This window comes from Streptomyces sp. NPDC048504, from assembly GCF_043200035.1.
In the GTDB taxonomy this organism is placed as follows: Bacteria; Actinomycetota; Actinomycetes; order Streptomycetales; family Streptomycetaceae; genus Streptomyces.
This window is the reverse complement of record NZ_JBICXA010000008.1, coordinates 293,560-307,591: the sequence shown is the minus strand read 5'-3', so window position 1 is coordinate 307,591 and position 14,032 is coordinate 293,560. Positions and strand designations below refer to the sequence as shown.

Here is a 14,032-nt window from a genome sequence, read left to right as displayed (position 1 = left end):
GGACTCTCGGTTGCCGTAAAAGATCTCTCCCCTAGGTGAGGGAAGTCCCGTGCAGTTCCGCCAACAGGCCCTCGCCAAGCTCCAGTCGCCCGAAGAGCTCGATCTTCCGGTGCGCTTCGCGCGTCCGCAGGGCTGGCTAGTGCTCTCCGTGACGGTGGTCGTGGTGGCCGCCGCGTCCGTGTGGGCGGTGACCGGATCGGTCGCGTCGACCGTCAACGCGTCCGCCATCCTCACGCACGGGGAGGGCAGTTACATCCTGCAGAGCCCGGTGGCGGGGCAGGTGACCGCCGTACTGGCCCAGGAGGGTGAGCGGCTGCCCGCCGACTCCCCTGTCCTGAAGGTCCGTACGAGCGACGGCGACTCCGTCGTGCGCACGGTCGCCGCGGGCCGGATCACCGCGCTCGCCGCCACCATCGGCCAGATCATCCAGACCGGCGCGAACGTCGCCGCCGTGGAGAAGGTCGCGCACGCCACCGACCCGCTGTACGCGACGGTGTACGTGCCCGCCGAGAACGCGGCCTCCATCCCCGCGAACGCCTCCGTCGACCTGACCGTCTCGTCGGCTCCGACGCAGACGTACGGCGTGCTGCGCGGCCAGGTGAAGGCGGTGGACCGGTCCGCCCAGTCGGCGCAGCAGATCTCCGCGTTCCTCGGGGACAGCCAACTCGGCGAGCAGTTCACCAAGAAGGGCCGGCCGGTGGCCGTGCTGGTGAAGCTCGACAAGTCGGCGCGGACGAAGAGCGGTTACAAGTGGTCGTCCGAGGACGGACCCCCCTTCGCCCTCACCTCCATGACCATGGCCTCGGCCTCGATCCGGCTGGCCGATCAGCGCCCCCTCGATTGGCTGCTGCCATGAGCCCCGCACAGGACACCCGCTCGCGGCGCCGGTCCGCCCCGCCGAAACGTCCGGTCCCCAAGGGCCGTGCGAAGACGGTCCGTTCACCCACGGTCCTCCAGATGGAGGCCGTCGAGTGCGGCGCCGCCTCCCTCGCGATGGTCCTCGGCTACTACGGCCGCCACATCCCGCTGGAGGAACTGCGCATCGCCTGCGGTGTCTCCCGCGACGGCTCCCGCGCCAGCAACTTGCTGAAGGCGGCGCGCAGTTACGGCCTCACAGCCAAGGGCATGCAGATGGACACGGCCGCCCTCGCCGAAGTGCGGTCCCCCGCCGTCCTGTTCTGGGAGTTCAACCACTACGTCGTCTACGACGGCATGGGGCGCCGCTTCGGCCGGCGCGGGGTGTACATCAACGACCCCGGAAAGGGCCGCCGGTTCGTGCCCATGGAGGACTTCGACGCCGGCTTCACCGGTGTCGTCCTCGTCATGGAGCCGGGCGACGGTTTCGAGAAGGGCGGCCGCAAGCCGGGCGTGCTCGGCGCGATGCCGGCCCGGCTGCGCGGCACCGCGGGCACGATGCCCGCCGCCGTTCTCGCGAGTCTGCTGCTCGTGCTGGTCGGTGCGGCGATGCCCGCGCTCAGCCGGACCTACATCGACATGTTCCTGATAGGCGGTCAGACGTCCCTGCTGGGCGTCCTGTTCGCGTCGATGGGCACCTGCGTGCTGCTCACGCTGGCGCTGACCTGGCTGCAACAGGCGAACCTGCTGCACGGCCGCATCATCTCCTCCACGCTCTCCAGCGCCCGCTTCCTGCGCCATCTGCTGCGGCTGCCGGTGACGTTCTTCTCCCAGCGCAGCCCGGCCGACCTGGTGCAGCGCCTCCAGTCGAACGACGCCGTCGCCGAGACCCTGGCCCGCGACCTCTCGGCGGCGGGCGTGGACGCGGTGGTCGTGGTGCTCTACGCGTTCCTCCTCTATACCTACGACCCCCAACTCACGTACGTGGGCATCGGTGTTGCCCTGCTGAACGTGGTGGCGATGCGGGTCGTCATCCGGCTGCGCGCGACCCGCACCGCGAAGCTGCGCGCCGACAGCGCCCGGCTCACCAACACGGCATACACCGGGCTCCAGTTGATCGAGACGATGAAGGCGACCGGCGGCGAGGACGGCTACTTCCGCAAGTGGGCCGGACAGCACGCCACCACACTGGAGGAACAGCAGCGGCTCGGCTTGCCGAGCGCCTGGCTGGGCGTGGTCGCGCCGACGCTCGCCTCGCTCAACAGCGCGCTGATCCTGTGGATCGGCGGCATGCGGGCCGTGGAGGGCGGCATCTCGGTCGGTCTCCTGGTCGCCTTCCAGGCGCTGGTCACCCGCTTCACCGCGCCGATCACCCGGCTCAACGGTGTCGCGGGCCGCATCCAGGACTTCGCGGCCGACGTGGCCCGCCTCAAGGACGTCGAGAACTTCCAGGCCGACCCCCTCTACTCCCGTGCGGGCGGCGGCGATTCGACCCGCCGGCTGCAGGGACACGTCGAGCTGGAGAACATCACCTTCGGCTACAGCCCGCTCGACAAACCGCTGCTCACCGGTTTCCACCTGACGGTCGGCCCCGGTCAGCAGGTGGCACTGGTCGGCGGCTCCGGCAGCGGCAAGTCCACGGTCTCCAGGCTGATTTCGGGCCTCTACACGCCCTGGGAGGGCGTGATCCGCATCGACAACCACCGGCTGGAGGACATCCCGCGCGGCGCGCTCGCCGCCTCCGTGTCCTTCGTCGACCAGGACGTGTTCCTCTTCGAGGGCTCGGTCCGCGACAACGTGGCGCTGTGGGACCCGTCGATCCCGGACGAGGCCGTCGAGGACGCGCTGCGCGACGCGGCCCTGTACGACGTGGTGATGCGGCGCCCCGGCGGCATCCACAGCCGGGTCGAGCAGGACGGGCGCAACTTCTCCGGGGGCCAGCGTCAACGCCTGGAGATCGCACGGGCGTTGGTGCGCAGGCCCAGCATCCTCGTCCTCGACGAGGTGACCAGCGCCCTGGACGCGGAGACCGAGCTGGTCGTGATGGACAACCTGCGCAAGCGCGGCTGCGCCTGCGTGGTGATCGCCCACCGGCTCAGCACAGTGCGCGACAGCGACGAGATCGTCGTCCTCGAACACGGGACGATCGTGGAACGCGGGCGGCACGACGCCCTGGTGGCGGCCGGCGGCGCGTACGCCACGCTGGTCAAGGAGCGCTGAGATGACGTCCGTTCACGAGGGCGACCTGGTCCTCGGCGCGCTGGGAAACCTGGGCACACCGATCGACTGCGCCGGGTTCAACCGCCTCGACCTCGAAGGCCCGCAGGTGCTGTGGCTGGTCGCGTCAGGCGCCATCGACCTGTTCGCGGTGGACGCCGTACAGCAGGGGCACTGGCACCACCTCGGCCGGCTGGAGGCGGGCTCGCTGCTGCTCGGTCCGGTCACCGGGCCCCAACACACCCTGGTGGCCCGCCCGTTGCGGGACTGCGTGGTGCGCCGCATCAACCTGCGCGAGCTGTATCAGCCCGCGAACACCCAGACCTGGTCGTACGACGAGTACGGCAACCCCCAGTACGTGCCCCCGACTTCGAGCCCGCTCGAATACGCCCTCGCCCTCGGCGTCGGCCGCGGGCTCTCCATCCTCTTCCAGGCCCCGATGGCCACCGAGCGGGCCGCCGCGCCCACCGACGACGACGTCTTCTGGATGCAGGTCCCGCCGGGCAGCGTGCAGTACGGGTCGATGTACGGCGCGGACGCGGCGGCCGATCTGCTGATGGATCCGGCCGTCTGGCAGGACATGGTCAACCAGCAGTACCGGCTGCTGTCCACGCTGGACAAGTGGATCGAGCAGCTGGAGCGCACCCACGAGACGCGAACCGCCGCCGGGATCAAGGCTGGTGAGGCGGTGCGCGCACAGGCCGACCGGACTCTGCTGGCGTCGATCGGCAAGTCCTCGGCCCGGCGCGCGACGGCCGCCGATGCCGACGCGTCGTACGCGGCCTGCAAGTTGGTCGCCGAGGCGGCCGGCCTCACCCTCGCCGAGCCCGCGCAGAGCGGCAGCGAGAGCGACCGCCTCGACCCGGTCGAGCGCATCGCCCTCGCCTCCCGGGTCCGGGTGCGGGCCGTACGGCTCGACGGGCGCTGGTGGCGTGACAACGTCGGCCCGCTGGTGGGTCATCGGGCGTTGTCGGGGGCGCCGGTCGCGCTGCTGTGGCGGCGCGGTGGCTATGTCGCCGTCCATCCGGCGACCGGGCGCGAGACGCCGATCGAGAAGGCGAACGCGGAGGAGTTCGAGCCGCGCGCGGTGATGTTCTACCGTCCGCTGCCGGAGCGGCGGCTCAGCCCGTTCGGGTTGCTGCGCTTCTCCATGCAGGGTACCGGCAGCGACCTGACGAACCTGCTGATCAGCGGGCTGGTGACGGTCGCCATCGGCGCGCTGGTGCCGATCGCGACGGGCAAGGTGCTCGGCGAGTTCGTGCCGAAGGCGCAGACGAACCTGATCGTCCAGGTCTGTCTGGCCGTGATGATCACGAGTGTGGTGGCGGCGGCCTTCATGCTGCTGGAGAACCTCACGATCCTCCGCCTGGAGGGCCGTATCGAGGCGACGCTCCAACCGGCGGTCTGGGACCGCCTGTTGAGGTTGCCGACGAAGTTCTTCACCGAACGCTCGACGGGCGAGCTGGCCAGCGCGGCGATGGGCATCAGCTCGATCCGCCGTCTGCTGGCGGGAGTTGGACCGGTGGTCGCCCAGTCGGTGACGGTCGGCGTGATGAACCTCGGGCTGCTGTTCTGGTACAACCCCGCGATGGCGCTCGCCGCGATCGGCATGCTCGTCGTGATCGCGGCCATTTTTCTGAGCCTCGGACTGTGGCAGGTGCGCTGGCAGCGCAAGCTGGTCGTCCTCAGCAACAAGCTGAACAACCAGGCGTTCCAGACCCTGCGCGGCCTGCCGAAACTCCGCGTCGCGGCGGCCGAGAACTACGCCTACGCCGCCTGGGCCTCGGAGTTCGCCCGCAGCCGCGAACTCCAGCAGAAGGTCGGCCGGATCAAGAACCTCACCACGGTGATGGGCGCGGTGTATCTGCCGGTCTGCACCCTGCTGATGTTCATGATCCTCGCGGGTCCGGCACGCGGCTCGATGTCGGCGGCCTCCTTCCTCAGCTTCAACACCTCGGTGACGATGCTGCTGACCTCCGTCACCAGCCTCACCGGCGCCTTCGTCTCGGCGGTGTCCGCCCTCCCCCTCTTCGAGGAGATCAGGCCGGTCCTGGACGCGGCCCCGGAGGTCCGCACCGCGAGCACCCGCCCCGGTCGGCTGTCCGGCGCGATCGAGGCCCGCCGGGTCTCCTTCCGCTACGCCGACGACGGCCCCCTGGTCCTCGACGACGTGTCCTTCACTGTCCGCGCGGGTGAGTTCGTGGCGATCGTCGGTCCCAGCGGCTGCGGCAAGTCCACCCTGCTGCGCCTCCTCATCGGCTTCGACAAACCGGTCTCCGGCAGCGTGCTCTACGACGGCCAGGACCTGGGCGCCCTCGACCAGTCGGCGGTGCGTCGGCAGTGCGGGGTGGTGCTCCAGCACGCGCAGCCGTTCACCGGTTCCATCCTGGACGTCATCTGCGGCACCGAGCCGTTCACGCCGGAGGAGGCGATGGCGGCGGCGGAGATGGCGGGGCTCGCCGAGGACATCAAGCGCATGCCGATGGGCCTGCACACCATCGTCTCCGGCAGCGGCGCGGTGTCGGGCGGTCAGCGTCAACGCCTCATGATCGCCCAGGCTTTGATCCGCCGACCGCGCATCCTCTTCTTCGACGAGGCGACCAGCGCGCTGGACAACGAGACCCAGCGCACGGTGATCGAGAGCACGAAGGCCCTCAACGCGACCCGGATCGTCATCGCGCACCGCCTGTCGACCGTGCTCGACGCCGACCGCGTGATCGTCATGGAGGACGGTAAGGTCGCCCAACAGGGGCCGCCCGCACAGCTGTTGGCGGACACGGGCGGGCGACTGCACGAGCTGGTGCGGCGGCAGATGGCGTGACGGGTCAATCCAGGCGCTCCAGGCCCGGCACGGATCAGTCCAGGCCCGGCACGACCGCGCCGGAGGGCACCCCGGCCGCCAAGTAGCCCTCGTAGAACGCCTTCCACGGCGCACCGGCACCGGTGTGCGGCCCCTCGACGCGCTCGCCGCGGGCCTTCGCGTCCAGTGCGGCCAGGCAGACCTCCCAGCCGGCGCCGTTCCGGGACGCGGTGTCCGCCGCGCTCAGAACGTTGGTGAGCGTGAAGCGGGTGCGCTTCTCCTCGGTCTCTTCCAGGTCGAAGTGCAGCTCGTCGCCGCTCCATTCGAAGGACAGGTGCCGGGGCGCGTCGACGGCGATGACCCGGCCGGTCGACTCGGGCATGTTGGGGTCGCCGCTGAAGGTGACCGTCCCGCCGGGGCGCAGGTCGAACTCGGCGCGTGAGGGGAACCACTGGGCGAGTTCGTCGGGGTCGGTCACGAACTGCCAGACCCGGTCGAGGGGTTGGTCGTAGGTGCGGCTGAAACGGACGGCGGGGCGGCCGTCGTCCAGGGTCAGATACGTGCCGGTGAGGTCGACGGACATGGCGGATCAGTCCTTGGGGGTGGGTTGTGAGGTGTCGTCGTCCGAGGTCTCGTCGAGGCGTTGGCCCAACCTGTCCAGGCTGCGGTTCCACAGCTCGCGGTAGGGGGCGAGCCACGCGTCGAGTTCGGCGATCGGAGCCGGATCGAGGGCGTAGACACGGCGTTGCGCGTCCTGCCGTACCCGGACCAGGCCCGCGTCCCGCAGCACCCGCAGGTGCTTCGACGTGCTGGGCTGGCTCAGACCGCATGCCTCCACGATCTCGCCGACGGGCCGGGGCCGCTCCAGGAGCAGGCCGACGATGGCTCGCCGGTGGGGATCGGCGAGGGCGGTCCAGAGCGAGGCGTCGGACATGACCCCAATATGCCTCGCCAGTTATATTCCAGTCAAGGAATACAGCACCAGGAACCCGGAACGCGTCGACCGCCCGCACGGCGAGTTCCATCGGCGCCCGCGACCTGCCGGTACTCCGCGAGTTGCCGCGTCGGTCGTACGAGATCACCATGAATGCGTCGGAAAGGATCTCGGCGATGCCGTCGTAGTAGCCGGGTCTCCCCCCGGCCCCGCCGATCATCGACAGCGCCGGGCCGGTGCCGCGTACCTCGCAGTACAGGCCGGCTCCATCGACCTCGAACACGCCACTGCGTGTGACCGCTCCCCACCCTCTGCGAAACGTTGCCGTTTCGCAGAAAGTGGTCTAGTCTCCGATGTGTACGAAACCGTTTCGTTTACGTTTTGGTAAACCCCGAACGACTTCCCTGGAGTGGTTCCCGATGTCCCAGAAGACATTGACCGAAGACACCCGGTCGGGTGCCGGGGAGGCGCAGTCCGCGCCCTCCTCCAAGCGGTGGTGGATCCTCGCGATCGTCGCCGTCGCGCAGTTGATGGTGGTCCTCGACGCCACCATCGTGAACATCGCCCTGCCGTCGGCCCAGAAGGACCTCGGCTTCTCCGACGGCAACCGGCAGTGGATCGTCACCGCGTACGCCCTGGCGTTCGCCTCCCTGCTGCTGCTCGGCGGCCGCATCGCCGACCTGTTCGGCCGCAAGACCGCCTTCCTCGCCGGTGTCGTCGGATTCGCCGCCGCCTCCGCGCTCGGCGGCGCCGCCACCAGCTTCGAGATGCTGGTCACCGCACGCGCCCTCCAGGGCGTCGCGGGCGCGCTGCTCGCACCGGCCGCGCTCTCCCTGCTCAACACGACGTTCACGGACGCCCGTGAACGCGCCCGGGCCTTCAGCGTCTACGGCGCCATCGCCGGCGCCGGCGGTGCGGTGGGCCTGCTGCTCGGCGGTGTGCTGACCGACGCCTTCGACTGGCGCTGGACGCTCTACGTGAACGTCGCCATCGCCTTCGTCGCCTTCGCGGGGGGCTGGGTCCTGCTCAGCAACCACCGTGACGCCGCGGGCTCCAAGCTGGACGTGCCGGGCACGGTGCTGGTCGCCGGTGGCCTGTTCTCCGTCGTCTACGGCTTCTCCAACGCCGAGACTCACGACTGGAGTTCGCCGCAGACCTGGGGCTTCCTGATCGCGGGCGGTCTGCTGCTCGCCGCCTTCGCCTGGTGGCAGACCCGTGCCGCGCACCCGCTGCTGCCGCTGCGCATCCTGCTCGACCGCAACCGGGGCGCCTCGTTCCTCGCCGTGCTGATCACCGGGGCGGGCATGTTCGGCGTGTTCCTCTTCCTCACCTACTACCTGCAGCTGAACCTCGGCTTCAGCCCGACCAAGACCGGTGTCGCGTTCCTGCCGATGATCGGCGCCCTGATGGTCATGGCGCAGATCGGCACCACGATGCTCGTGCCGCGGCTCGGCCCGAAGGTCATCATTCCGCTGGGCTTCGCCATCGCCATGGTCGGCATGGCCTGGCTGACCGACATCGGGACCAGCTCCTCCTACGTGACCCATGTCCTGCCGCAGCTGATCGTGATCGGCGCTGGTCTCGGCATGGTGATGCCGCCGGCGATGCAGCTCGCCACCGGCGGTGTGGCCGCCGAGGACGCCGGTGTCGCCTCGGCGACGGTCAACGCCATGCAGCAGGTGGGCGGTTCGATCGGTACGGCGCTGCTGAACACGCTGGCCGCGAGCGCCGCGACCGACTACCTGGCCGGGAAGGACGCGCGCAGCAAGCTGGTCCAGGCGCAGGCGACGATCGAGAGCTACACCACCGCGTTCTGGTGGTCGGCGGGCTTCTTCGCCGCGGGCACGCTGATCGCGTTGGCGCTCTACCGTCGCGGGGTTCCACAGCAGGAGGCGGACGCCGCACCGGTCGTCCACATGTGACCGGCTCCGCCCGAGCCTGAGCCGCACAGACCGAGGGGCCGCCGTCCGCAGGGAGACGGCGGCCCCTCTTCACTCCCCTGTTGACAGAAAGTCAACCTTTCCGACCGAAGTTCACCATGTCGAGTGAACCAGATCTTGCGGACGGCGTGTCGGGGATGCCCGGGGCTCCTCCGGGGTAACTACCGAGACCCAATGCGTCCCGTGCCGAGGTGGAGCGGCCATGACAGCGCAAGCGGACGAACGCGACAGTCCCGCGGCCAACTCCTGTGCCCGTACGCGGTCCAGGGGTCCCTTCACGGTGGTCGAGGTCTCGGGCGAGATCGACATGGCGACAGCCGGCTTCGTCGTGGAACATCTGGACGCCGCGACCTCGGTCGACGAGCCCGACGTACTGGTGGATCTCCGGCCGGTCGAGTTCTTCGACTGCTCGGGGCTGCGGGCGCTGTGCCGGGCCGAGCGGCGGGCCAGGGAACGCGGCGGGCGGCTGCGCGTGGTGTCCGACGGGCCGCGCATCGACCGGCTGTTGCGCGCCTCGGGACTGCTCGGCCGCTTTCCGCCGCTACGCGTGCTGCCCGCGCAGGCCGAGCGCCGGGAACGATGACAGGGGCCGGCACGGGCGACCCCACACCGCCCGGCCGGCCCCTGGTTGCGGGACCGCAGTGCTCCGCGACAGGGGCACGCACTCCCCAGCTACGGACCCTCCCTGGTGCTCACGGAGACCGTGCGGTCCCGGTCTCTCAGAACGTGAAGACGCCTCCGTATCCGTAGGAGTCCTTCACGCACTCGTTGGAGAAGACGCGCTCGTAGGAGACGCGTCTGCCCTGCCAGACTCCGTCGACCGTGACGACGACGGGACGGTAGAGCTTGTTGCAGAGCACGTCGTCCCGGGCCGTGAGGGCGTCGAAGTCGCCCCCGATGCCGCGCAGTTCGGCGCAGGCCTCGGCGGCGGCCGGGTGGGTGCCGGAGGCGGTGGGCGCGCAGGTGAGGGTCACCGCGCGTTCCGGTGTGGCGAGGGCGGAGCCATTGCCGTGGCCCATGGTGAGCACCAGGGCCGAGGGGGCGTAGAGCGCGGCCGGGCCGGCTCCGTGGGCGGCGAGGGCGGACCCGGTCAGGGGTCCGCAGACGGCGGTGGCCGTCAGACCCAGGGTCGCTGCCCAGCGCGCGGTGTTCCGCATGGTGTGCATCCTTCCGCTCGATACGAACCGTTCGGGAAGCGATCGGTTCGAGGAGGTGCCGGTCCCGCTCGGTCGGTGCCGGACCGGCGGGCGCCACTCTGCCGAGTCCGTCGCGGAAACTCACATCCCACCCACAGGTTTCAGTAACCTTGCGTGTTGAATCAGTGGCGTGAAGTCACAGAATTCGAACGCGCGAACCCCGTAACCATGGGCTTCTTGATCGTCGGATCAGGTCGGATGGCCGGTTTACCCGTGCTCGCCAATCGTCCTGAAACAGTCCCGAAACATTCCGCTTCAGCTCTCGGCGCACTCCGCCGCAGTCCCTTGCGTTCTCTCCGCTCGCGAGTAATGGTCATTACATGATTACGACAGAACAGCAGGAGAAGCTTCGCGGCTGGTTCACCGGCCGTCTGCCCGACGACCTGTTCGAGGAGCTGGTCGAGGTCACGGTCGATCGCGAGGAGGTCACCGTGATCGGCCGCATCCCCGCGCCCAAGCTCGCCGAGGGCGTCTCGGACGCCGAGAAGGAGGCGGCCGTGCAGGGCCGGGTGCAGGAGTTCCGCGAGCGCACCCGGGAGACCCGGATCGCCCTCGCCCGCGAGGCCGAGCACCGGTTCCGCAGGAAGGTCTCGTGGGGTGTGGAGTGCGACGGGGAACGCTCCCTGTTCACGCACATCGCCGCGCCCGTCATGACCCGGCTTCGCCAGCCCGAGCGCCAGGTCCTCGACACCCTCATCGCCGCCGGCGTGGCCCGCAGCCGCAGCGACGCGCTGGCCTGGTGCGTCCGCCTCGTCCAGCGCCACACCGACGACTGGCTCAGCGAACTGCGCGACTCCCTCGAACACGTCCAGCGGGTCCGCGCCCAGGGCCCAGACGCCGAACCGGAGGACGCCCCGGGCGACAGCGCATAGGAACAGCGGTGGATGATTCCTCCACCCACGGCACGGAAGATGGATGAACCGTCCTCTGGTGCGGGTGTCACGGCCGGCCATAACGTCGGCAGACCCCCTGAGGACGGCATCCGTTCACCCCGCCCACCCCGCGCGCGTGAACGGCCGTCCACTCCGCCACCGCGCCACAACGCGCTCCACCGCCGTCCCCCGCTGGAGCCCCCTTGTCCCCCTCGTCTTCGCAGCCCGACCCCTCCCCCGCCACGCCGAGCCAGTCACTGACCGAGGTCGAGACCTACGGCGTCGAGCGCATCCCCGACGCGGACCGCACCGCCACCCCGCTCGACCTGTTCCGGGTCGCGTTCGGCGGTGCCAACACCTTCTCCACCTGCGTGCTGGGTGCCTTCCCGATCCTGTTCGGCCTCTCCTTCTGGCAGGGCCTCGCGGCCACGCTCCTGGGAGTCGTCGTCGGCGCGCTGATCCTGTGCCCGATGGCGGTGTTCGGCCCGGTCAACGGCACCAACAACGCGGTCGCCTCCTCCGCGCACCTGGGCGTGCACGGCCGGGTCGTCGGCTCGTTCCTGTCCCTGCTCACGGCCGTCGCGTTCTTCTCCATCTCGGTGTGGAGCTCCGGCGACGCTCTGGTCGGCGGCGCGCACCGGCTGTTCGGCCTGGAGCAGAGCACGCTCTCCTACGTCGTCGCGTACGCGCTGTTCGCGGTCCTGGTCCTCGCGGTCTGCGTCTACGGCTTCCGGTTCATGCTGTTCATCAACAAGATCGCCGTACTGTCCGCGACGGTCCTGTTCCTGCTCGGCGCGATCGCCTTCGCCGGTGACTTCGACCCGTCGTACGCCGGTGTCTTCACGTCCTCGGCGGACGCGGCGACCCAGTCGCTGTTCTGGCCGTCGTTCATCGGCGCGGCCCTGATCGTGCTGTCCAACCCGGTGTCCTTCGGCGCGTTCCTCGGCGACTGGTCGCGCTACATCCCGGCGGACACCCCGCGCCGCAAGGTGGTCGGTGCCGCGTTCCTGTCCCAGATCGCGACCCTGCTGCCGTTCGTCTTCGGTCTGGCGACCGCGAGCATCATCGCCACGAAGGCACCCAAGTACGTCGACCCGGCCGCCCCCGACTTCGTGGGCGGACTCCTCGCGATCTCGCCGAGCTGGTTCTTCCTGCCGGTCTGTCTGCTGGCCCTGATCGGCGGCATGTCGACGGGCACGACCTCGCTCTACGGCACCGGGCTCGACTTCTCGTCGGTGTTCCCGCGTCTGTCGCGGGTGCAGGCGACGTTTCTGGTCGGTGTCCTGTCGATCGCGTTCATCTTCATCGGGCGCTTCGGCCTCGACCTGGTGCAGTCGATCTCCACCTTCGCCACGATGATCATCACCTGTACGACACCGTGGATGGTCGTGATGATGCTCGGCTTCTACACCCGGCGCGGCTGGTACGACCCGGACGCGCTCCAGGTCTTCAACCGCCGTCAGCGCGGCGGGCGTTACTGGTTCGCGCACGGCTGGAACTGGCGCGGCATGACCGCCTGGTGGGTGGCCGCCGTCGTCGGTGTGCTGTTCACCGACATCCCGGGGCAGTTCGTCGGACCGCTCGGCGACCTGGCGAACGGCGTCGACATCAGCCTCCCGCTGTCGCTGGCGGTGGCCGCCGTACTGTTCCTGGGCCTGCTCCGGCTGTTCCCCGAACCCCGTGCCGCGTACGGGCCGGAGGGCGCGCGGCTGGCCCGTACCGTCGAGGTGCCGGTGCCGCCGATCACCGGCCCCGGTGCGGAGTCCAAGGCGCCCGCGCTGGCTGCCGAGGCCGGCTGATGTCGGCCTGGATCGACCTGTCGGTGCCCGTGGTCACCGGGATGCCCGTGTATCCCGGTGACCCGGCCGTCGAGGTCTCCCCCGCCCTGTGCGCACCCCGGGACGGCGTCAACGTCCTTCAGCTGCACATGGGTTCGCAGTCGGGCACGCATGTCGACGCCCCGTACCACGTGGACGACGCGTGGCCCCGCCTCGACGAACTGCCGTTGGACCGCTTCGCCGGGCACGCGGTGCCGGCCGACGTACGGGGGCTGCCGGACCGTGCGCCGATCACGCCCGACCTGCTGGCTCCCGCGCTGGGGCAGTTGAGGCCCGGGTCCCTCCTTCTGCTGGCCACGGGCTGGTCGGCGTACTGGGGCACCGACCGCTACCTCGCCCACCCGTGGCTCACCCCGGAGGCGGCCGAGGCCCTCGTCGCGGCAGGGGTCCGTACGGTCGCCGTCGACGCGCTGAGTGTCGATCCGACGCCCGAACCCGGCGATGTGACGGCCGGCTTCAGCCTGCCCGCGCACCGTGTGCTGTGCGGCGCGGGCGGGGTGATCGCCGAGAACCTCACAGGCCTGGACCCGCTGGTGGGCATCCCGGACGTGGAACTCTTCCTGTTCCCGCTGCGGCTGCCGGGGGCGGACGGTGCGCCGGTACGGGCGGTGGCGCGGGCGGTCTGATCGTTCCGGGAAGGTCGTTGTCAGACCCGGCGGTTACGTTGGGACCATGACTCGATTCGTGGTGGTGGCAGGCGCGTGGCTCGGTGCGTGGGCGTGGGACGAGGTGGTGCCCGAGCTGCGCGGGGCCGGGCACGAGGTGCATGCGCTGACCTTGTCCGGGCTCGCGGAGAAGCGGGGGATTCCAGCCGGGCAGCAGACCCATGTTCAGGACATCGTCGACGAGGTCGAGCGCCTCGATCTCCGGGACGTCGTCCTGGTCGGGCACAGTTACGCCGGCGTTCCGGTGGGCCAGGCAGCCGAGCGGATCGGCGACAGACTGGCCCGGGTGGTGTTCGTCGACGCGAACGTGCCGGTCGACGGCGAGTCGTTCCTGGACAGCTTCCCGAGCGACTTCATCAGGAAGTCGCTCGACGAGAACGGCGGCTACTGGCCGCCCCTGGACCCGGCGGACTACGCGGGCCAGGGCCTCACGGACGAGCAGATCACCCGCATAGTCACCGAGGGGACCCCGCACCCGGGTGCCGCGCTCACCGAACCGGCGGTCCTCACCCGCCCGTTGGCCGATCTCACGGCCACCTACATCAAGTGCCTGCTCGACGGCGACGAGTTGCCGGCCCCGGCGGACGAACTGGTCGCGAGCGGGCGCTGGGAGCTGGTCCGGATGGACACGGGCCACTGGCCGATGTTCTCCCAGCCCCGCGAACTGGCCCGGATACTCGTCGAGTCGGCCACCCGGTCCTGACGCACGCACGGA

Annotated in this window: 12 protein-coding genes; 9 read left to right on the top strand and 3 right to left on the bottom strand. The window is 70.1% G+C overall.

What is annotated here, in order from left to right:
• Window positions 1-49 precede the first annotated feature (49 nt).
• Genes ACGFY9_RS22055 through ACGFY9_RS22045 form a run of 3 tightly spaced genes read left to right on the top strand, consistent with a single transcriptional unit; the run spans window position 50 to window position 5,893 of the window.
• Window positions 50-856 (top strand): HlyD family efflux transporter periplasmic adaptor subunit, encoded by an 807-nt coding sequence (locus ACGFY9_RS22055; RefSeq protein ID WP_393756483.1) that lies wholly within the window; start codon window positions 50-52, stop codon window positions 854-856.
• Window positions 853-3,075: an NHLP family bacteriocin export ABC transporter peptidase/permease/ATPase subunit gene (locus tag ACGFY9_RS22050; protein WP_393756481.1), complete on the top strand. Its 2,223-nt coding sequence runs from the start codon at window positions 853-855 to the stop codon at window positions 3,073-3,075. The genes ACGFY9_RS22055 and ACGFY9_RS22050 overlap by 4 nt, the downstream gene beginning before the upstream one ends.
• A 1-nt stretch (window position 3,076) precedes the next feature.
• On the top strand, window positions 3,077-5,893 hold the full coding sequence (locus ACGFY9_RS22045; protein WP_393756479.1) for an NHLP bacteriocin export ABC transporter permease/ATPase subunit: 2,817 nt from the start codon (window positions 3,077-3,079) through the stop codon (window positions 5,891-5,893).
• Window positions 5,894-5,927: 34 nt separating this feature from the next.
• Here the strand turns inward: ACGFY9_RS22045 and ACGFY9_RS22040 are convergent, their stop codons facing one another.
• Both ACGFY9_RS22040 and ACGFY9_RS22035 read right to left on the bottom strand, forming a co-directional pair.
• Entirely contained in the window at window positions 5,928-6,455 is a 528-nt protein-coding gene (locus tag ACGFY9_RS22040; protein ID WP_393756477.1) for an SRPBCC family protein, read from the bottom strand.
• 6 nt (window positions 6,456-6,461) lie between these two features.
• Window positions 6,462-6,806, bottom strand: coding sequence for an ArsR/SmtB family transcription factor (locus ACGFY9_RS22035; RefSeq protein WP_393756475.1), 345 nt, complete (start codon window positions 6,804-6,806; stop codon window positions 6,462-6,464).
• Window positions 6,807-7,225: 419 nt separating this feature from the next.
• Between ACGFY9_RS22035 and ACGFY9_RS22030 the strand changes: the two genes are divergently transcribed.
• Together ACGFY9_RS22030 and ACGFY9_RS22025 are read left to right on the top strand one after the other, a co-directional pair.
• Complete coding sequence (locus ACGFY9_RS22030) at window positions 7,226-8,728, top strand: MFS transporter (RefSeq protein WP_393756473.1); 1,503 nt, start codon at window positions 7,226-7,228, stop codon at window positions 8,726-8,728.
• Window positions 8,729-8,948: 220 nt separating this feature from the next.
• On the top strand, window positions 8,949-9,329 hold the full coding sequence (locus ACGFY9_RS22025) for an STAS domain-containing protein (RefSeq protein WP_393756471.1): 381 nt from the start codon (window positions 8,949-8,951) through the stop codon (window positions 9,327-9,329).
• A gap of 136 nt (window positions 9,330-9,465) precedes the next feature.
• Here the strand turns inward: ACGFY9_RS22025 and ACGFY9_RS22020 are convergent, their stop codons facing one another.
• Window positions 9,466-9,903: a protease inhibitor gene (locus tag ACGFY9_RS22020; protein WP_393756470.1), complete on the bottom strand. Its 438-nt coding sequence runs from the start codon at window positions 9,901-9,903 to the stop codon at window positions 9,466-9,468.
• A 359-nt stretch (window positions 9,904-10,262) separates the two neighbouring features.
• Here ACGFY9_RS22020 and ACGFY9_RS22015 point away from each other — a divergent pair, with 359 nt between their 5' ends.
• From ACGFY9_RS22015 to ACGFY9_RS22000, 4 genes are all read left to right on the top strand, one after another.
• Window positions 10,263-10,814 carry a hypothetical protein gene (locus ACGFY9_RS22015; protein WP_393756468.1) on the top strand — a complete coding sequence of 184 codons (552 nt, stop codon included), beginning with the start codon at window positions 10,263-10,265 and terminating at the stop codon, window positions 10,812-10,814.
• A 203-nt stretch (window positions 10,815-11,017) separates the two neighbouring features.
• Complete coding sequence (locus ACGFY9_RS22010) at window positions 11,018-12,613, top strand: purine-cytosine permease family protein (protein WP_393756466.1); 1,596 nt, start codon at window positions 11,018-11,020, stop codon at window positions 12,611-12,613.
• Complete coding sequence (locus ACGFY9_RS22005; protein ID WP_393756464.1) at window positions 12,613-13,278, top strand: cyclase family protein; 666 nt, start codon at window positions 12,613-12,615, stop codon at window positions 13,276-13,278. The genes ACGFY9_RS22010 and ACGFY9_RS22005 overlap by 1 nt, the downstream gene beginning before the upstream one ends.
• Window positions 13,279-13,324: 46 nt before the next feature.
• Window positions 13,325-14,020 carry an alpha/beta fold hydrolase gene (locus tag ACGFY9_RS22000; protein ID WP_393756462.1) on the top strand — a complete coding sequence of 232 codons (696 nt, stop codon included), beginning with the start codon at window positions 13,325-13,327 and terminating at the stop codon, window positions 14,018-14,020.
• Window positions 14,021-14,032: the final 12 nt, after the last annotated feature.